Origin of the sequence: Virgibacillus sp. MG-45, from assembly GCF_036409425.1 — a bacterium.
Taxonomy (GTDB): Bacteria; Bacillota; Bacilli; order Bacillales; family Amphibacillaceae; genus LDC-1.
Genome location: NZ_JAXOFU010000015.1, coordinates 1 through 23,464, shown reverse-complemented (window position 1 = coordinate 23,464; position 23,464 = coordinate 1). Strand labels below are relative to the sequence as shown.

Sequence of the window (23,464 nt, the reverse complement as noted above, 5' to 3'; positions counted from 1 at the left end):
TTTTCCTTCGCCTCCTGTATCAATCCTGGAATAAAAGCTATAAGTATGTTAGCTTTCCTTTTGAAAGGATAATCGAAATTGTTTTGGTGTTGTTCCGGTTTGTCGTTTAAATAACGTAATGAAATATGAGGTGTTGGGTATCCCAACGTTTACACCGATATTTGCAATGGATTTTTCTGTTTCCACCAGCTCCTGCTTGGCATGTGCTATTCGTACACGTTGTAAATAAGCGATTGGGGATATATGCATGATTCGTTTAAAGGTTTTTTGTAAATGATAGGGGCTGCCATGACACTGATCGGCTAAATGAGCCAGCGTTAATGGCTTGTCATAATGCTCGTTAATATAGGCTTTGATTTTGAGTGTCCAATCCTCATCCGGCATCCGCAAATCACAAGGCTTACATCGTTTGCAAGGTCGAAATCCTTCTGCTATTGCTTGCTGTGCATCTTTAAAGATTTTGACATACTCTTTTTTAGGGTTTCTGGATTTGCAAGATGGACGACAGAAAATACCTGTTGAACCTACACCATATAGAAAGGTGTTATCAAAAGTAGCATCATTTGTTATAATGGCATGCCATTGTTCTTCTGTTAATGAAGCAAACATTTCGTCTCACCCCTTTTATTATTTCTATTATACCTGCATTTTTTGATTAGCAGAATAGCTTCCGAATATCGTAGCAAGATAGTGAAACTTTTCAGGCAATAATTATGATACAACTATAGAAAAGGGAGGAATCAGAATGCACGAGGAATTGACGTGGCAAATAGAAGCTCCAAAAGCATTTTCCTTTGAACAAAACTTGCTTTACCTTGCAGAGGGTGGTGATGAATGTACATATGACATACAAGGTAATCATGTACGGAAGGCAATCGCCCTAGGAGAGGCATATTTTTTAATAGAATTGAGCGAAGCAACGAATGGAAACGTGATCATTCGTGTATTAAAAGGCTCTATTTTTCCTTCCGAAAAGATAAAAGCACAGCTAACTTCCTTCGTACGAGACTGGTTTGATCTTGATACCGATATTTTGCCCTTCTATGAAATGGCTAAAGCGGATGATTATTTGCATTCACTGATCGATCAATATTATGGTCTCCGTAATATCGGGATTCCTAATTTCTTTGAAGCGCTTTGCTGGGGGATTATCGGGCAGCAGATTAATCTTCGCTTTGCTTATAAGTTAAAAAGAAGATTCGTGGAAACATATGGCCAAGCAATCGAATGGAATGGAGCACAATACTGGTTGTTTCCGACTCCTGAAGCGATTTGTAATGTGTCTGTTAATGAGCTTATGTCATTACAGCTTTCTCAAAATAAAAGTGCGTATTTAATTGGAGTAGCACAAGCGATGGTTCGTGGCGAGTTATCGAAGGAAAACATACAAGCTTCACCAAGTCTTCAAGAAGCAGAGCATGAATTAACAAAGCAAAAAGGGGTTGGGGCTTGGACAGCGCATTATGTACTCATGCGCTGCTTTCGTTTTCCCGATGCTTTTCCGGTTGCAGATGTTGGACTACAAAATGCGGTAAAGCAGCTAGGAGAAATGGAAAAGAAACCATCGAAGGAGGAGTTAATCCAATTGGGAGCCCCGTGGGAAAATTGGAAAAGCTATGCTACCTTTTATTTGTGGAGATCGCTCTATGAAAAAATGTGAAAATAAGCTTGCGCATTCGGATGCATTCACATTTGGCTAATGATTTACTTTTTTAATTGGTTCCTGTAAACTAAATTTACTAAATTTTTAATCAAAATCTGAAACTTCACTTTATCCATATACCAATTTTTCAAGGAGGAAAAGCAATGATTAATCGAGTAAATCTCATTACCCTTGGGACGAAGGATATTATCAAATCGCATGCGTTTTTTAAGGAACTTGGGTTTGATACGTCGATTCGCGGGACTGAAGAAAATCCTATTATCATCTTTTTCAGAAATGAAGGAACGAGGCTGGCATTATTTCCTTTACAGGAGCTTGCTAAGGATATTAATGAAGCGGCACCACCTGAGATTTCTACAGGTTTTCAAGGAATTACATTAGCTTACAATGCGAAATCGATGGAAGAAGTGGATCAGGTGATGCAAAAAGCCGAGCAAGCAGGAGCAACGATTCAAAAAGCGCCTAAGAAGCTTGATTGGGGTGGCTATGGCGGATATTTTACCGATCTGGATGGTTATTATTGGGAAGTTGCTTATGGGGAAGACTGGGAATTTGACGATGCAAATATGCTTGTTATTGAAGATCAATAATAGAATATAAGAGGCATTATATGTATGACCGCAGTCAGTTGGGCTGTGGTTTTATTTATTATCACAGCATCTCTCAATAAAGAAAAAACCACTTGTTTCCACCGGTTTTGTCAAAGAAAGTTCCTATTTCTTCTTGAATTTTTTTCTTTTATAAATGTATAGTTAAAAGGCAAGGGCATCCTATTTCATACAGTAGCTATATTGCATTTTAACGTTAAGGGAGTAATTGTTTTGGCCTATTTATTAAGGAAAAATATTTGGAAACCAGCACAAATAATTGTGTTATTTTATATTTTAGCTGTGATTGTTTCAACAGCTTTGCTTAGTTTACCAGTGGCGCTAAAGCCTGATGCTTCTTGGTCTTTTGTTGATGTGCTATTTACTGCGGTAAGTGCGGTAAGTGTTACTGGCCTATCTACTGTTCCTATTGTAGACATGCTTAGTACAACAGGGATCTTTTTCTTTTTATTCATTTTACAATTTGGCGGAATTGGAATCATGACTTTAGGTACGTTTATTTGGTTAATGGTTGGAAAGAAAATCGGTATGAAGGAAAGGCAGTTAATCAAAACGGATCAGAATCAATCGAATTTGTCTGGGCTTGTAAAGCTCATGAAGCAAATTTTAGTTATTATATTAATTATAGAATTTTTTGGCGCGATGGTGTTAGGTACGTATTTTCTGACGTATTTCCCAACTTGGCAGGAGGCCTATATGCAAGGGTTGTTTGCATCTGTTAGTGCGACAACAAATGCGGGCTTTGATATTACGGGAAATTCACTAATTCCATTTGCGGATGATTATTTTGTTCAAATTGTTACCATTCTGTTATTAACATTAGGTGCAATTGGTTTTCCGGTTTTAATTGAAGTGAAAGACTTTTTAAAAACTAGAAGTCAAGGTCATTTTCATTTTTCGTTATATACAAAGCTAACAACAGTTACTTTCTTTTCCTTAATGGTCTTTGGAACGGTTATTATTTTACTGCTCGAGTTTAATCATTTTTTTGTAGGTAAAAGCTGGCATGAGTCCTTTTTTTACGCTCTGTTTCAATCTTCGACAACGAGAAATGGTGGATTAGCGACGATGGATGTCAATCAATTTTCGGAGCCAACCTTACTGGCACTCTGTTTGCTTATGTTCGTAGGTGCATCGCCTAGCTCTGTTGGAGGCGGGATTCGTACGACGACATTTGCTGTTATTCTGCTGCTCATTGTTTCTTTTGCGCGAGGAAGTAAGGATGTAAGGGTGTTTGGTCGTGAGCTTCATGAAGAAGATATTCGGAAATCGGTCGTTGTTGGTTTTCTTGCATTGCTCATCTGTATGGTGGCGACGATGATTCTTACAGCTACCGAACCTTTCACACTAATGGAAATTATTTTTGAGGTAAATTCTGCATTTGGTACGACGGGGCTTTCGATGGGGATCACAGCTGATCTAAGTACAGCCGGTAAAGTAGTCATTATTGCGTTAATGTTTATTGGTCGGATTGGAATCCTGTCTTTTATTTATCTTTTTAACCGCAGGAGAGAAGAAGCGGCATATCATCTTCCAAAAGAGCGTGTGATTGTAGGATAATCTCTACATGTGGATAAGCAACTTGGGGAATAAATTATATTCCCCAAATAGCTAAGCCTCATTATGATTCTTGATTATATTTATTCACTTCAAATAAATCGATCAGCTCAATCGTTGGATGCTTATCTTGGAACCAACGTAAGGAAAAGTCGTTTTTGAATAAAACAACAGGCTGCCCATCTCTATCCTTTACGAGCATATTTCGCTCGTCAAAGAGTGTTTCATCCACTTGTTCGGGATTTAACCAGCGAGGAATACGTTCGCCAATTGTTTCCAGCATTACCTCTACGTTGTATTCATTCTTCATGCGATATTGAAACACTTCATATTGCAGCTCGCCAACAGCGCCTAGAATAAATGCTTCTGTATGATGTTGCTTAAATAATTGGATAGCACCTTCCTGCACAAGCTGCTCAATACCTTTTCGATATTGCTTTGATTTCATTACATTTTTTGCGGTAACTTTTTTAAATTGCTCTGGCGGGAATTGTGGCATTTCATCATATTCAAATGTGCGTTTTCCATTAATCAATGTATCGCCAATTCGATAAATGTTCGGATCGTAAATGCCGATGATATCGCCAGCATATGCCTCCTCAATCGTATCTCTAGACGAAGCAACAAATTGCTGTGATTGAGAGAGCTTCATTTGCTTGCCTGTTCGCGCCAGCTTCACATCCATGCCACGCTCGAATTTCCCTGAGCATATGCGAAGAAACGCGACACGATCGCGATGTGCTGGGTTCATATTCGCTTGGATCTTAAAGATAAACCCTGAAAAATCAGGTTCCTCAGGCTGAATGATGTCTGCCGTTGATCTTCTTGCTCCTGGCGCTGGTGCCATTGAGACAAACGTATCGAAAAACGTTTGGATTCCGAATGGTGCTAATGCACTGCCAAAAAATACAGGTGTCTGTTCCCCAGCAAGTACTTCATCTAATGAGAATGCATCTCCAGCTTCCTCGACAAGTGAAAGCTCTTCTTTTGCATCCTGGAAGGTTGGGTTTGCTGTAAGATCTGAATGATTGTCTAATTCTGTAAATGGAATATAGCTTTCTTCTTCATTGCCATTGAATTGGACAAATTGCTCATGGTGACGGTCAAAAATCCCCAGGAATCTTTTGCCCATTCCTGCTGGCCAATTTAAGGGGCAGGTCTCAATGTCTAATACTTCTTCAATTTCCTCGAGTAACGCGAGCGGTTCCTTTCCTTCGCGATCTAGCTTATTAATAAAAGTAAAGATCGGGATTCCACGCATCCGGCAAACCTTAAATAATTTTATCGTCTGCGCCTCGATTCCTTTTGTCGAATCAATGATCATGACGACGCTATCCACCGCAGTTAATGTTCGATACGTATCCTCACTAAAGTCCTCGTGTCCAGGAGTATCTAAAATGTTGATTTGATATCCTTGGTAAGGAAAGTTCATCACGCTTGATGTAACGGATATCCCACGCTGTTTTTCAATTTCCATCCAGTCCGAGGTAGCATATTTGCCAGATTTTTTTCCTTTTACCGTTCCGGCTGAACGAATTAGATTTCCATAAAGTAATAGTTTTTCAGTTAACGTTGTTTTCCCTGCATCGGGGTGAGATATAATTGCAAACGTCCTTCGTTTTTTCACTTCATCCTGTAAATGCATGTTTTTTCCTTCCAATCTATTTGATTTGTCGTGTTTGGTAATTGATACGTATTGGAAAGATGATTTACATCGGTATAATCTCCTTTATATACGATTTGTTGACACTTTCAAAAGATAGCACGCACCATAGCTTGAAGTCAATCACCACTTAGGGGAAGAAGGCAATTGAACGAGGAGCGATTATTTGTCCTGCCGTTCTTTTAAAATATCTTGTATAATCTCGATGTGAAATGCAGCCCACGCTTTTTCGCGGAAATGAACGAAGGTGCTAACGGTTAACAGTATTAAATAAAGACTACAAAAAATAATCCAGAGCATGTTTCCATTCTTAAAGAGCATTTCCTGTATCTTATCCGAAAAGAGGAAGAACAGCCATGGGATTGCGGAAACGAGAATAGGAATGATACCGGAACCATTATTTTCTTTCACCATTCGGAAATAGATTCGTTTTAATGTTTTACTTTCCAGCGTTTCATAAAATTGTTGTATTTCCTTTGTTTCTTCTAATAACTTATGGTGAGAAACCTGATCGGGAGCTTGTTTTAATTGTCGATATAGCTTATGTACATCCCCACGGAAGGAAAACATCTTCTAACTTACCCCCTTTTTGTAAAAACTGTTTCTTATTTTGTGTGTAAAGTGGCTGATTATGATATATTTCTTCAATTAAACCTTTCGGCAATAATTTGGCAGTCTTCGACCCATACTAGAGTTGAGGTGAAAGCATTGTATACATTATTATCACATACGGATCTAGATGGAGTAGGCTGTGGCATTCTAGCGAAGCTCGCATTTAAAGAGGATGTACGCGTTCGTTATCACTCGGTTGGAAGCATAAACATGCACGTGGAAGCATTTTTGGAAAAAGCGGATCAAAACACGATGTTATTCATAACGGATTTATCCGTCAATACGGAAAATGAAAGGCGTTTAGAGGCGTACTACCAATCTGGTGGGAAAGTTAAATTACTTGACCATCATAAAACATCACTACATTTGCATGATTATGAGTGGGCAACAGTCATCGTTGCGGATGAAGAAAAAAGAAATAGTTCCGCAACATCTTTATTTTATCAATATTTATTGGATCATCAGTTGCTTAAGGAGACAGAGGCGATAACGGAATTCGTCGAGCTTGTACGGCAATATGATACATGGGAATGGGAAAAGAACGCGAACTTTGAAGCGGCTCGCTTGAATTCATTGTTCTACCTTGTATCGATTGATGAGTTTGAGGAGAAAATGGTAGAACGACTTCGAACACAAGCCCATTTTGCATTTGATATGTTTGAGACAAAGTTACTTGATATGGAAGATCAAAAAATAGAACGGTATATAAGGCGAAAAAGACGTGAGCTTGTTCAAAAAAAGATCAAATCAAATTTTGCAGGTATCATACATGCAGAATCCTATCACTCAGAGGTTGGAAATCGGCTTGGGAAAGAGTATCCGCATTTAGATTACATCGTCATTGTTAATATGGGGGCACGACGAGCAGGCTTTCGAACGATTCATGATGCGATAGATGTGGCGGAAATTGCGGCACGGTTTGGAGGAGGAGGTCATGTAAAAGCTGCGGGGTGTCGATTAACAGATGCGGCGTTTAAGGAGTTTGTTGTCGAAGCATTCCATTTGGATCCCTTGCATGAAGATGCGCAACGCAATCGTTTTAACGTGAAAAAGGCATCGTTTGGCACATTGTATCTGACACGGGAAGAGGGGGAATTATTTTTATCTCTATCTGAGGATGGAACATGGAAGATTGCGCAAAATCATCGTGTGCTGAAGGATCGTTTTGATAGCTTTGAGGCTGGCGAGAGCTATATGAAACGTCATTTCGGAGCATGGCTTGCATCTGATGATATATATGTTCAATATTTACAAGCTGCCTTGAAAAGATAGCAATGATAGTGAACCTGTATACAATAAAAAAGACTTCTTCCACTAAGAAAGAAGTCTTTACACAATTATTTTCATGAAATTTCTAGTCGCTCAATTGTTTTTACAATATAGGAAATGGCTTTTTCACCATCTTGTTCCCATTTGCTTTTATCTCGAATGTTTCCATCAGTGTCTAGCGGTTCCTGAAATTGACTAATCCCTGTTGCGGTAAGTAAGGAATTTTCATCCTTATCTAGTCCAATATTTACGACATGTTTAATAACATAAGGGGTGTTAAATTGAATATATGCATCATAATCGTCAAGCAAACCGTTAATCGTATGGAATGGGATTCGTATGTAAATGGTTTCGCCATGTTCCCGCCATAAGATACCGTCAAAAGAACCTTTATCATATTCCCAATTTCCACAAAGTGTGTATCCATTTGATGTAAACATGTGGTGTGCTGCTCCGAAGTAAGCCGTTCTTCCTTCAAGCTCTGTCTTTAATTTTAACAACAATATCTACCTCCTATGCACCTATTCCATAATAGAATAAACGGTTAGCGCATAATTTATACGAGGAAGATAGATAGAAATAAAAAAGAGATTGAGACAAAACAAACGTATTTGTATCAAACTCCGAATAATATCATTATAAAATGGGTTCGCTTTCCTCGGGCACGGCCTCAACTAACTCGGAAAATATAGTACGCTTTTCCGAGTGGATTTTTCGACCTGCAGGACGTACTAGCGCAGACGTTGCCACAGGACGTAGGGTTTTAGTCTGCGTTCCCCTGTTGCTGTTCCCGAAGGAGTCTCACCCGTTTCAACTGTTCGATTAATATTCTTTTAAATGTTCGTTTGGATTTTTTGTATGAAAAAATGTTTGGTCTCAGACTCGGAATTTACATGCTAATTCAGGTTGTCGGATGCTTGAAACCATGGTATACTAAATAAGTTACATGTATTTATAAATATATAATATAATTATCCAATTATATTATATCAAATTGGTTTTTGGAAGTCAACAACAATGCTCAAAAATGTGGGAAAGGGGTTGGGTACTACGATGAATCAGGGTGGTGTCAAGCGTTCAGAGGAACAACAACGATTAGCACAAATTATCGAGGTCATTGACGAGAAAGCAAAAAAGCTATATGACAGAGCGAGTGGAATTAAGGGTAGTGTCGTAGAGTTACGGAAGGATTTCTGGGAGGATGTTACGGTTAATCTAGATGATCCAGATGATATCATCGAAACACAGGCGAGTATAAAGCAACAAGCAGAGCTATTGTCTGAAAGAGAGCGAACACACGGAAACATTGCGAAAGAGCTAACTATACTAAAGCGACTAAAAGATAACCCATACTTTGGGCGAATTGATTTCTTAGAGGACGGAACGAAAGATGAGGAGAAGGTTTATATTGGAATTGCCTCCCTTATGGATAAAGAGGAAACAGATTTTTTAATTTATGATTGGCGTGCTCCGATTGCGAGCTTATATTATGATTTTTCTCCAGGAAGGGCTTCCTACCAAACGGTAGATATGGAAATACAAGGAGACATGACCTTAAAAAGACAATTCATCATAAGGCAAGGTCAGCTCAAAGGGATGTTCGATACAGGAGTTACGATTGGTGATCACTTACTACAACAAGCATTAGGGAACAATGCGAGTACAACGATGAAAAGTATTGTTGCTACGATTCAAAAAGAGCAAAATAAAATTATTCGTAATGAGAAAAGTAAGCGATTAGTTGTACAGGGTGTAGCTGGAAGCGGAAAAACGTCGGCCGCCTTACAGCGCATTGCTTATTTAATGTACCGTCATCGAGAAGAGCTGCATGCGGATAATGTCGTACTACTTTCTCCTAATCCGTTATTTTCAAGCTATACGGCGAACGTACTTCCAGAGCTTGGTGAGGCGAATGTGCGCCAGGTTACATTTTTACAACACATCGAATCAAAAGTAACAGAGAAGGTAACCGTTCAATCTCCATTTCAACAAACAGAGGATCTATTGACGGCGGATGACCAAGAACGAAAAACGCGAAAGAAAATAATCGATTATAAGTCAAGCCCTGCTTTTAAAGAGCTGCTTGATGATTATTTGCATTCCTTAAAGCAAGAAGGGCTACAATTTAAAAACATTGTCTTTCGCAAGGAGATATTGATCTCGAAAGAAGCGATAGCGTCTTATTTTTATGGGTTAGATGATCAACTTTTACTTCCAAATAAAATCGAGCTCGTCAGAAAATGGTTGCTTCTGGAATTGCGTCGTTTTGAAAAGCTGGAAAAAGATAAGGATTGGGTAATGGAGCAAGCGGAGCTATTGGATAAAGCAGACTATTTACAAGCGTATTATTATAATCAGAAGGAAAATGAGGACGATTTTAGCTTGGAAGAGGATTATCTACGAATTGCGATTGTAAAACGATATTTCTCGAAGCTGAAAAAACAAATTAATCAGCTTGCATTCGTTCATGTATGGAAAACCTTTAAAGCGTTATTTACGCAGTGGCAACCAGCAACAGCTCCACTTGATTGGCAGGAGATTTCTGAATATACGGTAGCATCACTTGCGAAGCGTCAGCTTTTGTGGGAGGATGCTGCACCATTTGCCTATCTAAAAGGAAATATACTAGGAGATGTGGGTGATCGATCTGTTCGACACCTTGTTATTGATGAGGCGCAGGATTATACGGCATTTCATTATGCATACATTGTACAGCAGTTTCCGTATACAAGGATTACATTATTAGGTGATGTGAATCAGGCAATCTATGCTAGTACAGCAAAGCAAAATCCGCTAGCTGTAAAGGAAGGCACGAATGATGAACGAATCACGTTAACAAAAAGCTATCGTTCAACAAAGGAAATAGTGGAATTCACAAAGTGCTTTGCTCCTGAAAAAGAAGAGATTGAGCCTTTTAACCGGCCAGGGAAGAAACCCCTCCTTATCGAAGTGGATAGTGAAGCAGCTTGGACAAAAGCGATTATTGCGCAAATAAAAGCGCACCAAAGAATTGGTCATGAGACAATCGCAGTTATTTGTAAGTCTCAAAAAGAGAGCGATATGATGTATGAAGCACTTTATCCAGCGCTTGCAATAAAGCAAATTAATGAGGAAACATATGCCTTTGAAAAAGGCGTGCTCGTGCTTCCTGTTTATTTAGCGAAGGGAATTGAATTTGATGCGGTTGTCATTCCAAATGCTTCTAGAGTGCAATATGAAAAGGAATCTGACAGATCAATGTTTTATACTGCATGTACAAGAGCAATGCACGAACTAACACTATTTTATAGAGGGAAACCAAATCGATTTATAGAAGAAGTACCCCGTAATTTTTATGACACGCACTTAGGTCAATCGTAAAATTGTGGAATTATTTGGTATAATGGTATCGGACAATCAAATGAAATAACATGGATGAATGATAAAAGGGGAGTGAGCGGATGCCAACGATTAAAGTGAATGATGTTCATTTATTTTATGAGGATAGGGGAAGTGGAGAAGCGTTGATTCTGCTTCATGGATTAACAGGAAGTCACCATATGCTGATGCAGGAGCTAGAAAAGTTTCAAGCTGATTTTCGAGTGATCGCCATAGATGCGCGCGGACATGGGAAATCGGATAAGCCTCGTTCTTATACATTAGCTGACCACATTGAGGATGTAATTCAATTAATGGATGCATTAGATATATCGGAGGCGAATCTTTTAGGAATGTCAATGGGGACGTATGTAGCCCAAGGAGTAGCAATTGCTGTTCCGGATCGTATTAAGAAAATGATTCTTATTTCAGGAAGTACGCATGCAAAAAGTGAGGCAACTGGATTATTAGCAGCGCATGCGGATGAAATGGAAGGCTTTACGTTTGAAGAGCAAATGGCTCACTTGGCAACGCACATTTTTCATCAAATGGACGAGGTTGGAAAATGGTTGCAGCGTTTGCCAGGGGGTTTAACTCCGGAAGAGCAAGAAGCAGGAGCAAAAGCGTTAGCGCAGTTTGACTTTCGTCCGCAGCTGCATACTGTTACTGCTGACACGCTAGTGATAAGCGGAAGGTATGATGGCTTAAATCCTCCAGAGGAAGGGCAGGAAATCGCGGACCATATCCCTGAAGCGCGGATGGTGGTTTTTGAGCATTCAGGACACGCGCCAAATATTGAAGAAAAAGAAAAATACATGGAGCTTGTAACAAGCTTTTTGAAACAATGATAATAAAAATGCTAGCAGCCAATTGCTAGCATTTTTTTAGTGTTAACTAACTAAAAAATTTCCTTCATATTAGAATTATGAAGTTCATTCAATTATATAACAAATTTAAATATATTTGTCCAAATATTCTCTGAAAATACGTTCGAAATTAAAGGATTCTGCTAAGTGCATGGCATATAAAGATTCTTCAGCAATTTTTTTTCCCTCAATTTCATTTCCACTTTTAATTTTATACAACCCCTTTATAAATTTGAAAATCAGTCTTTCGAATATAAACGTTTCATCCATATCTAACTGATCAATTATTGTTAAAAAGTCTTTAGCATCTTTAATTCTTCCGTTTTCTAAACATACCATCGTTATATTTTCTAAAGTATTGATGATTGTCTCTAGACTTTGACGATTATTATGAAATTCCTTTGTTTTATTTACAATTTCCTTAGACATAACTATTGCTGTATCAATTGGAAGATAGGCCATTGAATCAGAAAACAAAACCACATCAAACTGTGTCCATAGTTGACAACGAAAAAAATAATCCGTTAGAGATTGTAAATTACTATTAAACTGTACTTCTTCACCCTTCATATTTTTATAGTGGCACTCCAATACGGTTGCAATTAGTCTCGAATAGATATCGCGATTCACTTTAAATGAATCCCACTCGTTATCTATCAATTTACGAAGCATATCTGGATCATTGTTAATGATGGATGTAGAAAGTAACTCTAATGAGGACTTTTCTTTCTGCTTCTTTGAAGACAAATAAACAAATTCATCCATTGAGACTTTTAGCTTTTCTAGGATATGAATAAATTTTTCAAACGCAATATCTGATTCCATTCGTTCAAACCTTGATATGGCAGATTTTGAAACCATATCATCAGCTAATTCAACAATAGATAATCCCCTAGTAATCCTTAACTCATGAAAGACCTCTCCATACTTTCTCAAAAAAAGACCACCTTTTCCCATTTTCGGGAATTTTAAGTTGATTATACAATTAATGTGCAAAAATAACCATATAACCAATCAAAGGAAATTTATTAGGAGGAATTTTAAATGACAAAAAGTACTTTAGAGGCTCTCTTATTACACCTAATGTCAAATATAGAAATGATAAATCCATCAAGTACATCAAAAGAAGAGATGGCACAGGAGATAAAGGCTGATTTAATTTCAGAATGGAAAGAATTCCAGATAGGAAGGGGGAAGAAAAAATGAAAAAATATATGGTAAAGGAACTCTACGGTAACATTTTTATCATATTCATGCTTTTCATAGTTTCATTACTAAGTGTATTAACAGCAGTCATTCTTACGTTTGCTACAAATTCTTTGATAGATGGGGATTTAGGTAGTTTTCTAAAATGGCTATTGATTGATTTAGTCGCTTGGGCCTTAATGTTAATTATTAATTATGGAGAAAGTGTTTATGAACAAAAAATTATTCAAAGAATGTGTACACAAATAAGAGTTGACTTCGCTAAAAACTTGGAACATGCAAACTTCCAAGACTTTCATAAGCTTTCAGATGGTAAGTATATATCTTGGATGACAAATGATTTAAATACAATTGAAACGGTAGGTTTCAAGAATGTATATGCATATATTTCAAGCTTTTTCAGCATAGTTTTAGCCGCAATTGCATTAGTCAATTATCATTATGCTTTGCTCATTGCAACCATAGTACTGGCAACTGTTATGGTTTTTGCCCCTAATTTATTTACAAAATATATTCAAAAGGCAACGCTGAAGTTATCTACTGCAAATGAACAACTAACAAACAAAATGAAAAATTACATCAGTGGATTTGATGTGCTGTATTTTGCTCATAAAAGAAACCAATTTAAACAAAAGTTTTTAGAATCTAGTAGAGCATACGCTGAAGAAAAAGTTAATTACACTAAAACCAATGGAAAATTAAATAATGGAATTGGACTGCTTAATATTGTCTGCCAAATGATTGTAGACTTGGTAACGGGGATACTAGTTATTTTTAAACAAGTCACATTTGGTGCCATAAGTACAACTGGAAATCTAGCTTCTACAATCTTCAACTCATTGGCACAATTAAGTGGACAAAGAATGCAAATAAAATCTGCTTACTCTGTTCTTGAAAAAATTAATGACTTCTCAAAAATATTAGAAGAACAATCTAGGGAATCAGAGAAATTAGCTTCATTAGAAAGCATTGAGTTACGTAACCTGGCGTATGCCTATGGAGATAAACAAGTGTTTAACAATATCAATATGACCTTTGATAGGGGAGGCAAGTACGCAATTGTTGGAGAGAGTGGGTCTGGAAAGAGTACAATACTAAAAATTATATCTGGACAGATTAAAAGCTTTGACGGCGACGTGGTAATTAATAATAAATCAATCAAGACATTTAATCTCGATGAATTAACAAAATTAATTCAATATATCGATCAAAACGTGTTTATTTTTGAAGATAGTGTGCGAAATAATATTACATTGTGGGATTCCTATACAGATAATGAAATATATAGCAGTCTACAAAAAGCAAATGTTGACTTTATCGATGATTTGGATTCGATACTTGAAGAAAATGGAAGGAACTTATCCGGAGGACAAAAACAACGTATAGCACTGGCAAGAAGTTTTATTCAAGACAAAAAAGTATTGTTAATTGACGAAGGAACTTCAGCACTGGATAAGAAGTCAGCAGAATTTATAGAAGAGATGCTTAGGAATGATCCATCACTGACAGTTATTATGGTAACACACAGATTAGATATAGGAGATTATCAGTTGTTCGATAATGTATTTGAATTAGAAAACGCAGACGTAGTGTCAGAAGCAAGTTAATTTATTAAAAGATACTTTTAAAAAAGGACTTGATAAATCAAAATTATCCGGTCCTTTAATATTTACTTTTCTGTGTTGAGTTTCGTTCTAGGTCAGATACCTTCAATGCTAGAGTATAGGATAGCCTAAGACCCATATTAATTTGATTTAAAAGTTGCTTTTCAAATAAACAGAGCCTCTTTTAAATAGGGGATTGATACTGTTCTAAAATCAAAAGGATTTTCAAAATAAAGTAGGAAATAATTTTGGATTGCTGTAAAGGTTAACTCCCGAAGCTACGAGGAGAGTAAATCGATCAGGTTTTTGCTGCTTCTCTATTTTGAATTCCCTTGTATTATGATAAGGGATAATTATATCGAGCTGCTCATTCTAATTAACTTATTTTTTCTGCGATTGCATGATCCAAGATTTTAAAATACGGCAGCAACATTCCTGAAAGCGAGATAGTACAAATGAGTGTACCGATCAAAAAATATAGGGGACGAATCCCAAACCATTCGCTGAGAATACCTCCACAGAATACGCCAATGGGAATAGCTGCGCGAATAAATACAAGTCGAACGGAAGCGATTTTTCCAAAGATATGATTCGGTACAATTAATTGGAAGATTGTCGTATTATGTACCCCAAATATTCCTAAGGCAGCCCCTGCAGTAGCTTCAATTGCAATGGCTAAAATGATGCTTTGATTGAGACCGAGCGCGATAAAGGTAAGTCCACCTACAGTAAGGGAGCCAAGCATAAGCATGCGAATACTTGGAAGCTTGATTTTCCCTACAAGCATGGTTCCTATAACATAGCCAAATGGGAATCCGGCCATAAAGTAACCGTAATCGATATTGCTACCCGTTAATTCTTCGGTGATATAAGGAAGTGTAATTACCATTGTTACACCAACGCCGAATTGTACGATTGCTAGAAAAAATGCGAGCCATGCAATTGCAGGCTGCCGAAAGAAAAATGTAATTCCTTCTGAAAATTGCTGTGCCCATGCTTTTCGTTCCTGTGAAGTGGTAGTAGCTTCCTTAACGATGAGCAGCAACCCACCGCTTGTAAGAAAGAGGGTGCTAATGAAAGCAAGTGTCCATTGTGCACCTGCTAATTCTACTACAATTCCGCCTAGCAATGGACCGAGGAATGTCATTGTTCTTGTCATACCGTCAACAATTCCATTTGCAGTAATGAGTTGCTCCTTAGGAATTATCGTTGGAAGAATCGCTTGCATTGCTGGTGTATAGACAGGCGTGATCAGTCCGATTACAGTTTGGACAGCATAAATTGTCCAAGGCTCTGGTTGATTAAAAATGGTAGCGGTTAGTGGAATAAGGAATATCGTTCCACGAATCCATTGTGAAATAATCATTAGCCACTTTCTGCTCCACAGGTCAATAAACGGACCAATAAATAATTGCAATACAAGGGAAGGTAGGAAATATAATAGCCACATACTGCTTAATGCCAACGTAGATCCTGTCCATTGGTAAATCAGTACCGAGTTGCAAAATGTTCCAAATGCGCCTCCAAGCTCTGAAATAGCATTACCACTTAACAATAGAAGAAACGAACGATTCGTTTTTAATTTCTGCTTCATCAGAATATCCCATCCATCTATTTAATATATCCCATATGTAAGCTGCGCAAGCCCCCACTTCTATCGCGCGCGACAATTAGTGGGAGTTGAAACGACCGCGATTTATTGATTTGTTCAATTAACAATCTAATGGGATGATTGAATCCTTCAATGACTGAGGTTTCACTGATCTAAATAAAATGTGAGTTCATTTGAAAGTGTTTCTAATGCTTTTTGATTTAGCTTGTATGTTGATTTTGTTACTTGAACAAGCTTTGCTGCACGAAGAATCTTTAGATGGTGGTGGACGGTCGTTTTACCAACCTCCATTTTAGTAGAAATCTCTTGGAGTGTTGCCTCTCCTTCATACAAATGTTTCACTATGCGAAGTCTTGTTTCATCACCGAGTGCTCTTTGTTTAAGAAGTAGCGTATTACTAGGTGTAAAGCGATCATTCGGTGTGATGCTTTCATTCGCAACTGGATAGTAGAATACTTTTGTCGCTTCAATGTCTGCCTCAATGGTCCAAGGACGATACATATATTGCGGAATCAACAGGACATGTTGAACACTTGGTTCAGGCTGGTAGTTCACTCCTCCAGTTGCCCAATGAACAAACTGTTCGGGTGTCATTGAATGAAGCATCTTTTGCTTTGTATTATAGTCCTGTTGCAAAATAGCTTCGATCGATTCCTTGCTTTGCTGGATAACTGCTTCATACCAGCCTGTCATAACAGAGACAAGATGCTTTTTTAAAACGGCGGTATCAACCTGTGAGATAAAGTCAATATAGGAAGGTAAGAAAGGATTTTCTGTTGTTAATTGCTTCATTTGCTGCCGGGCGGAATCGATCCCGTTTGCTGTTTGCTTCCGCAGCGCTTCATGTTCTAGTCCAATATAAGGAAGGCAATGAAAGCATAATTCAACTGGAGATAACTGCTCGATAAATTCAGTGAAACAGTTGATGCTTTTGAAATCTTTTTGGTGAAGTAAATTAAGGAGCGCTTTCCACGTGTTATTTTTTTCAACAAAATGGAGCTCTTGGCTTAATTCATATGAAAAGCTATTTTTGAGTGCTTTCAAATCTGCAGTTGACTTGTCTAGTGTGTGAAGTAAAGGTGTATTTGTTATTGCCGCTATTCCTAGTGCGGTCTCCCATAATAGAGAGGTAGTCAGTTGAACCGTGTATGTTTCTCGTTTTCTACTTGTGGCATGAATAATATCCAATTCTATTACCTCCATCCTTTTCATTTATTCTATAATATTCGGATGGTCAATTCAATAAATATTGAATAAAATATTCAATTTTATTTGAATTTTAATAAAAAAACTTAGCAACGATACATTGCTAAGTATGTGCTATAAATTTAATAAACGGATTATGTATTTTCTCTGGATCTCTCAAAGCCTAAGAAGCGGGTGCCTTGAAAGTGAAGCATTCCAACATCACCTTCTGCAAGCTGACCAAATTCCTTCCCGTAAATTTTAAATTCTGATCGGTCACCACTATCAAATTCCATTGTTACAAAATATGTCGTAGTTACGTGACCCATGTTGTTTTCGCCTGAATGAATGTGTCGGTTTACTTTAGTGCGTTTTGTTTTTACAACTGCTGGAACGGTTAATTTTGGCGACTGTTCGTTCTTATTCCATTGTTTTACTGCTCCGACAGATCGAACGATAATTATTATGATCATAATGACAAAGATAATACCGATAAAAAGCGGGACTATATTAAACATAAAGTCGCCAGAAGGATTTATATCATTCATAACTGGATTCTCCTTTTGTTCGTGTTTTTTCATTTCGAAAATGAGTGGATATATATGGAATAGTATAGCATAGGATCCATTTCCCCCTCCTGCAAATTTGCAGGAGGCACTATTTGCAGGCTAAACTGCCGATGAATACGTGATATTATTCAACGGACCATCATGAAGCGACGAAGGAAACGGTGCTGATCGAACGCATAAGATGACATATGACGACATTAAATTTTCTTGTGTTTCAAAATAAACAAAAAATTTGCCGAAACCTGTTGTTTTTTTAGACTAAAGGTAGTATGATGATTCCACTGATATATTGCATATTTTAAAAGTGGTGTGCAGATCGTAGGGGGAACATTGGAATGAATTCAAAGCTACCATTTTCATCCTATTTCATAGTGGGTGTTATGTTATTTGCTTTATTTTTTGGTGCCGGAAATTTAATTTTTCCAGCACAGCTTGGTCAAAATGCTGGAGAAAATTTATGGCCGGCTGTAATTGGTTTTTTAATAACAGGGGTAGGGCTGCCGTTGCTAGGGATCTTAGCGATTGGATTTTCTGGAAGTCGTGATCTGCAAGAATTAGCGAGTAGAGTACACCCTGTTTATGCTGTTTTATTTACATCGGTATTATATTTAACGATTGGCCCGTTTTTTGCAGCTCCTCGTACAGGTGCGGTTGCTTATGATATTGGAATTGCCCCATTTGTGAGTGAGTCCTTTCATCCAATCGGTTTGTTTTTATTTACCTTTATATTCTTTGCGGTTAGCTTATGGCTTTCTTTAAATCCTGTGAAGCTTGTTGATCGTGTTGGAAAAATATTATCACCAGGGATTATAGTTCTATTAGCGATATTGCTTGTGATGGTTTTTGTAAAACCGATGGGAGCATTTCAGTCTGCGCAGCCAGGCTATGCAAACGCCCCGTTTATGAAAGGTTTTACAGAAGGATATAATACAATGGATGCCTTGGCCTCACTTGTATTTGGTATTATCGTCATCAAAGCTGTCCAATCGATGGGCGTAAAAACAACGCGCGGCATACTTTCTGCAACTACAAAGGCCGGCGCTGTGGCGATTCTTCTGCTTGCTGTCATCTATATAGGAATTGCTTATCTTGGAGCAACCAGTATGCAGCAGTTTGGCTTATTTGATACGGGTGGCCCTGTTCTTAGCAATGCAGCATCACACTACTTCGGAGTGGCTGGCAGCTTTATGCTAGCAGTTATTATTACGCTCGCTTGTTTAACGACTAGCATTGGCTTAATGACTGCGTGTGGAGAATATTTCCATACACTATTTCCGCGTATTAGCTATAAGAAATTTGTTGTGTTCTTTTCATTGTTAACTTTTATTATAGCTAATTTTGGGCTTGCCAATATTATTAATTATTCGATTCCGGTGTTGATGTTTTTATACCCATTAGCAATTGTACTGATGCTATTAACTTTTCTTTCACCGCTTTTTGCGCATGCGCGGTTCGTATATGTATCTACCATCGCGGTGACTTTTTTGATTAGTATTATTGATGGGTTGAAGACGTTTTGTGACTTATTTAAAATCGATTATTTCGACTGGCTTGCACCGATTATCTCATTTTATGAAAAGACCCTGCCACTTTATAGTGATGGGCTCGGCTGGCTCGTTCCAGTATTAATTGTTATTTTCGTTACAGGGATTATTAGTCGCATACAGCGTGCAGTTACAGTAGAGGCATAATACGAACCCGGCTTCCAGAATGGATAGCCGGGTTTTTAGTATACTTTATAACGTTTATAAAAGCGTTTATATTTGTAAGAAAGTATTCTTTAAGCTTTGTTAAAGGATTGGAATTCCTCAATTGCGCGCAACCAATTTTCTCGCATTGCTAACGATGCTTTTGTGCGATCTTTTTCCTTTATATAGTTTATGATATGCACATGATCTTGTACCGATTTTTCGGTCAATATAATAGAGTTATGAAAAAATAATCGTCTCACATGAGCTTGAAGTGAATCGATAATTTTATGAATGTACGTGTTGTTTGCTGCGTCGACAATCATCTGATGGAATTCTTCATCAATTTTCAGTGCGGTAAAGTAGTTCTCTGTACGAATTGCCTCTGCAAACCGATGGTTCGTTTGCTCTAACTGGAAAATTTGTATATCTGTGAGTTCTGGAATGGCAAGCTCGGCAGACATCGATTGCAATGCGGCCAGAGGCGGGAGTAATTCATTGATTGATTCCTTATCGACTTCGGTAACCTGTGTTGCTTTCCCAGGATACATCTTTACAAAGCCTTGTACCTCTAAAAGTTGTAATGCCTCTCGGACAGGAGTTCTACTTACTCCAAGTGCTTCCGCTAGTTCTTTATCATTTATCTTTTCACCTGGTGTTAACGTTCCGTCAATAATCCACTGTTGAAGCTGCATGAGGACGTTTTCCTTTGCTGATTTACGAATTAGTTTTGCAGAATTGGAAGGTATAGGCATTTTTATTCATCCTTCTACTAATATAGTAATATACGTCTATATGTAGTATACATGAAACCGCTGTATATGGACATAGACTTGATTATGCAAACGCTATAAAGGATTTAACATAGAGTATAAAAATGAAGAAATAGTAAGAGACTAGCAAATAAACAGTTAGTATAGGAAGCATTTATTCGGAATTAATAGCTAACATAGCAAAAATCCCGTAGTAAATCGAAATATGCCCAGAATAGTTAGGAAATGGCGGTTTGACAAACAACAAGTCGTTCCTTATAATTTTTAATCGTGTATATATGAGCAAGCTGGTGGTTTCTGTCAATGATTATTTTAGCTTTGAATAGTCACTTTCTGCCCAACGGTCTAAAAGGCAAACGTATTATTTTGGACACTTGCTCCTAATTTCAATTAGGAGGAAAAGCGTGAAGTATAAAGAAAATAATCATTTAGATTGGCCAGTTTTTATAATTAGTGGTGGATTTTTAGTTTTATTTATCGTCGTATCTTATTTTAATAGTGATGGAGTAGACAAAGTGATCACATCGCTTTTTAACTACTCCGCTAACTTTTTTGGTGCATATTGGCAGGTCCTGCTTTTAGCCAATTTTGTTGTTGGTCTTGGATTAGCTTTTTCTAAATATGGAAAAGTTCGACTAGGGAAACAGGACAAACCAAAGTATAGTTATTTTCGCTGGGTATCCATGATTTTGGTTACACTGTTAGCAAGTGGTGGTGTGTTTTGGGCTGCTTCTGAGCCAATGTATCATTACATGACGAAGCCACCTCTATTTGGAGAAGATGGTTCAAATAGCATTTTTAATGCATTCGCACAGTCGTTTATGCACTGGGGTTTTAGTGCATGGGCGATTTTAGGGACATTAGCTTCCATTGTAATGATGTATGTGCATTATCATAAAAAGCTACCACTTCGTCCGAGAGGATTGTTGTATCCTATTTTCGGGGAAAAAATATATGGTAAAAGCATCCTTGGTACTTCGGCAGATGCGTTTGCTATTATCGCAACGGTTGCTGGAACATTAGGGCCGCTCGGTTTTTTAGGACTACAAATTTCATTCGGACTTCATCACTTATACGGAGTGCCGAATACACTTACATTAAGTGTTATCGTCGTTCTGTTTTTGGCTGTTATTGCTGCAATATCTGCTGCAACAGGAGTCGATCGGGGAATTCAAACATTAAGTAGATATAATGTTGGATTTACTATCTTTTTAGCGATTATTATTTTAATAATCGGTCCAACAATGTTTATCATCGATGCGTTTGTTGGTGGAACAGGCGTCCATTTGCAGCATTTCTTTACGATGAGTCTTTATCGCGGAGATGCAGATTGGCTGAGTTATTGGACCATATTCTTTTGGGGTTGGTTTATCGGCTATGCACCAATGCTGATTGTATTTATTAGCCGAATATCTCGTGGGCGTACGATTCGAGAATTGATAATTGCGGTATCGATTGTAGCTCCTATCGTGAATAATTTCTGGTTTTCGGTTGTAGGTGGAACAGGTGTGTTTTTTGAGATGGAGAATCCAGGTTCAGTTTCCAAGGCATTAGATGAAGGAGGCATGTCTGCTGCTGTGATGGCTATTTCTGATCAGCTTCCAATGGGATTATGGATTGGCATTGGATTTTTACTTGTATCTGTTATCTTTGTTGCAACAACGGTGGATACTATGTCATTTACAGTTGCGGCGACTTTAACAGGGAATGATAACCCGAAGCGTTGGTTACGTGTGTTTTGGGCAATCATTTTTGGATTAACGACAAGTATGATTTTGTCAATCGGAGAAAACAGTATTGCTTCGATTCAAAATTCGATTGTCATTACTGCTGTTCCCGTCTCATTCCTGTTATTACCACCATTATGGAATGCGCCACGAATTGCTAGGAAGATGGCAATGGAGCAAAGACTTTTTAATAAAAAGTAATAAGAAATATGCAGGCGGGCTCTCTTAAAGCAGGAGAGCCCATTTATTTGGGAACGGAAATATATAATTTCCTAGCATTCTATCCAATTTCCAGGCAAATGCTGTATCCATATGATACCATGGAATGTACTATATCGAAGGGATAAGGATTTTTGCATGGATGTAGATATACTGTACGAGGATAATCATTTATTAATCGTACATAAGCCTATGAATATACCGGTACAAGGAGATCATTCGCGAGATTTAGACTTGCTCTCTATCTTAAAGCAGGATTTAAAGCTGCGATATCAAAAGCCTGGCAATGTTTATTTAGGACTCGTTCATCGATTGGATCGTCCGGTTAGTGGTGTGATTACTTTTGCTAAAACGTCGAAGGCAGCCGCTAGATTATCACGAATGCTACAACGGCATGAAATGGAAAGAAAGTACTTGGCGATTGTTCGAGGAACACCAGTAAAGCAAAAAGGGGAATTAGAGCATTTTTTATGGAAAAATAAACAGAAAAATATTGTGTATGTCGTAGAGCCGACACGGAAGGGTGCGAAGAAGGCGCGACTTAGTTATGAGGTGTTGGGACGAAAAGCAGGAATGAGCCTTGTATCGGTTCAACTGCATACTGGAAGATCTCATCAAATTCGAGTGCAGCTCGCTGCAAACGGGACGCCAATTTATGGTGATCAAAAATATGGTCAAACAGTAAACCAACCTGGACAACAGCTTGCCTTATTTGCGCATACGCTCTCGTTTCCGCATCCAGTTCGTGATGAAGTAATTGCAGTAGATGGGATTTATCCAGAGACTTATCCGTGGAACCTATGGAAGCAACCGTTGATAAACAAAGAAATTGGATAACGATACAGTAGATGAGACAAAACAATAGCATCGCAGTTTGAAAATGGATTCGCTTTTCCTCGGGCACAGCTCGGAAAAGATAATGCGCTTTTCCGAGTGTTTTTTGTTGTATAGGACGTATTAGCGATCCAGAATCCCCCAGCTTGAGCGTGAAATACCTGGACTCGAGCGAGAATCCCCAACTCGAGCGAGAACACTCCAAACTCGAGCGAGAACAGCCCCAATTCGATCAAGAAACGCTCCGACTCGAGCGAGAATCCCCCAAACTCGAGCGAGAACACCCTAACTCGAGCGAGAACCCTCTAAATTCGAGCGAGAACAGCCCCAACTCGAGCGAGAACAGCCCCAATTCGATCAAGAAACGCTCCGACTCGAGCGAGAAATGCCTCAAACGGATGACGTACAATATCTTGTGTAAAGAAGTATAAAACAAAAAGGTAAGGTAAATC

The 23,464-nt window shown here is 38.1% G+C and carries 20 protein-coding genes; 11 read left to right on the top strand and 9 right to left on the bottom strand.

The features are described 5' to 3' along the window. Positions 1–48 precede the first annotated feature (48 nt). The gene (locus tag SPK86_RS14015; protein WP_284141391.1) at positions 49–609 is read right to left on the bottom strand and encodes a bifunctional transcriptional activator/DNA repair enzyme AdaA; all 561 of its coding nucleotides are present in this window, start codon (positions 607–609) and stop codon (positions 49–51) included. Positions 610–745: 136 nt separating this feature from the next. Here SPK86_RS14015 and SPK86_RS14010 point away from each other — a divergent pair, with 136 nt between their 5' ends. From SPK86_RS14010 to SPK86_RS14000, 3 genes are all read left to right on the top strand, one after another. Further along, positions 746–1,660, top strand: a complete 915-nt coding sequence (locus SPK86_RS14010) for a DNA-3-methyladenine glycosylase family protein (RefSeq protein ID WP_330949651.1) — start codon at positions 746–748, stop codon at positions 1,658–1,660. 149 nt (positions 1,661–1,809) lie between these two features. After that, entirely contained in the window at positions 1,810–2,253 is a 444-nt protein-coding gene (locus tag SPK86_RS14005; RefSeq protein ID WP_284141440.1) for a VOC family protein, read from the top strand. A 231-nt stretch (positions 2,254–2,484) separates the two neighbouring features. After that, complete coding sequence (locus SPK86_RS14000) at positions 2,485–3,831, top strand: TrkH family potassium uptake protein (RefSeq protein WP_330949650.1); 1,347 nt, start codon at positions 2,485–2,487, stop codon at positions 3,829–3,831. Positions 3,832–3,892: 61 nt separating this feature from the next. On the opposite strand, the gene SPK86_RS13995 is transcribed toward SPK86_RS14000, so the two are convergent. Together SPK86_RS13995 and SPK86_RS13990 are read right to left on the bottom strand one after the other, a co-directional pair. Then, entirely contained in the window at positions 3,893–5,473 is a 1,581-nt protein-coding gene (locus tag SPK86_RS13995; RefSeq protein ID WP_330949649.1) for a peptide chain release factor 3, read from the bottom strand. A 180-nt stretch (positions 5,474–5,653) separates the two neighbouring features. Then, complete coding sequence (locus SPK86_RS13990; protein WP_330949648.1) at positions 5,654–6,061, bottom strand: hypothetical protein; 408 nt, start codon at positions 6,059–6,061, stop codon at positions 5,654–5,656. Positions 6,062–6,199: 138 nt separating this feature from the next. On the opposite strand from SPK86_RS13990, the gene SPK86_RS13985 reads away from it, so the two are divergent. Then, a complete protein-coding gene (locus SPK86_RS13985) occupies positions 6,200–7,375 on the top strand; it encodes a DHH family phosphoesterase (RefSeq protein ID WP_330949647.1) in 1,176 nt (391 codons plus the stop codon). 71 nt (positions 7,376–7,446) lie between these two features. Here the strand turns inward: SPK86_RS13985 and SPK86_RS13980 are convergent, their stop codons facing one another. Next, on the bottom strand, positions 7,447–7,872 hold the full coding sequence (locus SPK86_RS13980; RefSeq protein WP_284141397.1) for a YugN family protein: 426 nt from the start codon (positions 7,870–7,872) through the stop codon (positions 7,447–7,449). A gap of 517 nt (positions 7,873–8,389) precedes the next feature. Here SPK86_RS13980 and helD point away from each other — a divergent pair. Beyond that, positions 8,390–10,732: an RNA polymerase recycling motor HelD gene (helD, locus tag SPK86_RS13975; RefSeq protein WP_330949645.1), complete on the top strand. Its 2,343-nt coding sequence runs from the start codon at positions 8,390–8,392 to the stop codon at positions 10,730–10,732. 80 nt (positions 10,733–10,812) lie between these two features. Further along, positions 10,813–11,577, top strand: coding sequence for an alpha/beta fold hydrolase (locus SPK86_RS13970; RefSeq protein ID WP_330949643.1), 765 nt, complete (start codon positions 10,813–10,815; stop codon positions 11,575–11,577). 105 nt (positions 11,578–11,682) lie between these two features. Here SPK86_RS13970 and SPK86_RS13965 read toward each other — a convergent pair whose 3' ends face one another. Further along, positions 11,683–12,531: an Rgg/GadR/MutR family transcriptional regulator gene (locus tag SPK86_RS13965; protein ID WP_330949642.1), complete on the bottom strand. Its 849-nt coding sequence runs from the start codon at positions 12,529–12,531 to the stop codon at positions 11,683–11,685. Positions 12,532–12,639: 108 nt separating this feature from the next. On the opposite strand from SPK86_RS13965, the gene SPK86_RS13960 reads away from it, so the two are divergent. Both SPK86_RS13960 and SPK86_RS13955 read left to right on the top strand, forming a co-directional pair. Next, complete coding sequence (locus SPK86_RS13960; protein ID WP_330949641.1) at positions 12,640–12,801, top strand: hypothetical protein; 162 nt, start codon at positions 12,640–12,642, stop codon at positions 12,799–12,801. After that, positions 12,798–14,408 carry an ABC transporter ATP-binding protein gene (locus SPK86_RS13955; protein WP_330949640.1) on the top strand — a complete coding sequence of 537 codons (1,611 nt, stop codon included), beginning with the start codon at positions 12,798–12,800 and terminating at the stop codon, positions 14,406–14,408. Before SPK86_RS13960 ends, SPK86_RS13955 begins: the two co-directional genes overlap by 4 nt. Before the next feature lie 373 nt (positions 14,409–14,781). Here SPK86_RS13955 and SPK86_RS13950 read toward each other — a convergent pair whose 3' ends face one another. The 3 genes from SPK86_RS13950 to SPK86_RS13940 all read right to left on the bottom strand — a co-directional run bounded on the left by SPK86_RS13950 (position 14,782) and on the right by SPK86_RS13940 (position 17,750). After that, positions 14,782–15,999, bottom strand: a complete 1,218-nt coding sequence (locus SPK86_RS13950; protein ID WP_330949639.1) for an MFS transporter — start codon at positions 15,997–15,999, stop codon at positions 14,782–14,784. Between the two features lie 162 nt (positions 16,000–16,161). Continuing rightward, complete coding sequence (locus SPK86_RS13945; protein WP_330949638.1) at positions 16,162–17,205, bottom strand: ArsR/SmtB family transcription factor; 1,044 nt, start codon at positions 17,203–17,205, stop codon at positions 16,162–16,164. Between the two features lie 152 nt (positions 17,206–17,357). Further along, a complete protein-coding gene (locus tag SPK86_RS13940) occupies positions 17,358–17,750 on the bottom strand; it encodes a DUF2500 domain-containing protein (protein ID WP_330949637.1) in 393 nt (130 codons plus the stop codon). 356 nt (positions 17,751–18,106) lie between these two features. On the opposite strand from SPK86_RS13940, the gene brnQ reads away from it, so the two are divergent. Then, entirely contained in the window at positions 18,107–19,462 is a 1,356-nt protein-coding gene (gene brnQ / locus SPK86_RS13935) for a branched-chain amino acid transport system II carrier protein (RefSeq protein WP_284141401.1), read from the top strand. A gap of 89 nt (positions 19,463–19,551) precedes the next feature. Here the strand turns inward: brnQ and SPK86_RS13930 are convergent, their stop codons facing one another. After that, positions 19,552–20,214 (bottom strand): GntR family transcriptional regulator, encoded by a 663-nt coding sequence (locus SPK86_RS13930; protein ID WP_284141402.1) that lies wholly within the window; start codon positions 20,212–20,214, stop codon positions 19,552–19,554. Between the two features lie 422 nt (positions 20,215–20,636). Between SPK86_RS13930 and SPK86_RS13925 the strand changes: the two genes are divergently transcribed. Both SPK86_RS13925 and SPK86_RS13920 read left to right on the top strand, forming a co-directional pair. After that, the gene (locus SPK86_RS13925; protein WP_284141403.1) at positions 20,637–22,160 is read left to right on the top strand and encodes a BCCT family transporter; all 1,524 of its coding nucleotides are present in this window, start codon (positions 20,637–20,639) and stop codon (positions 22,158–22,160) included. A gap of 156 nt (positions 22,161–22,316) precedes the next feature. Then, positions 22,317–23,015, top strand: a complete 699-nt coding sequence (locus tag SPK86_RS13920; RefSeq protein ID WP_284141404.1) for an RluA family pseudouridine synthase — start codon at positions 22,317–22,319, stop codon at positions 23,013–23,015. Positions 23,016–23,464 lie beyond the last annotated feature (449 nt).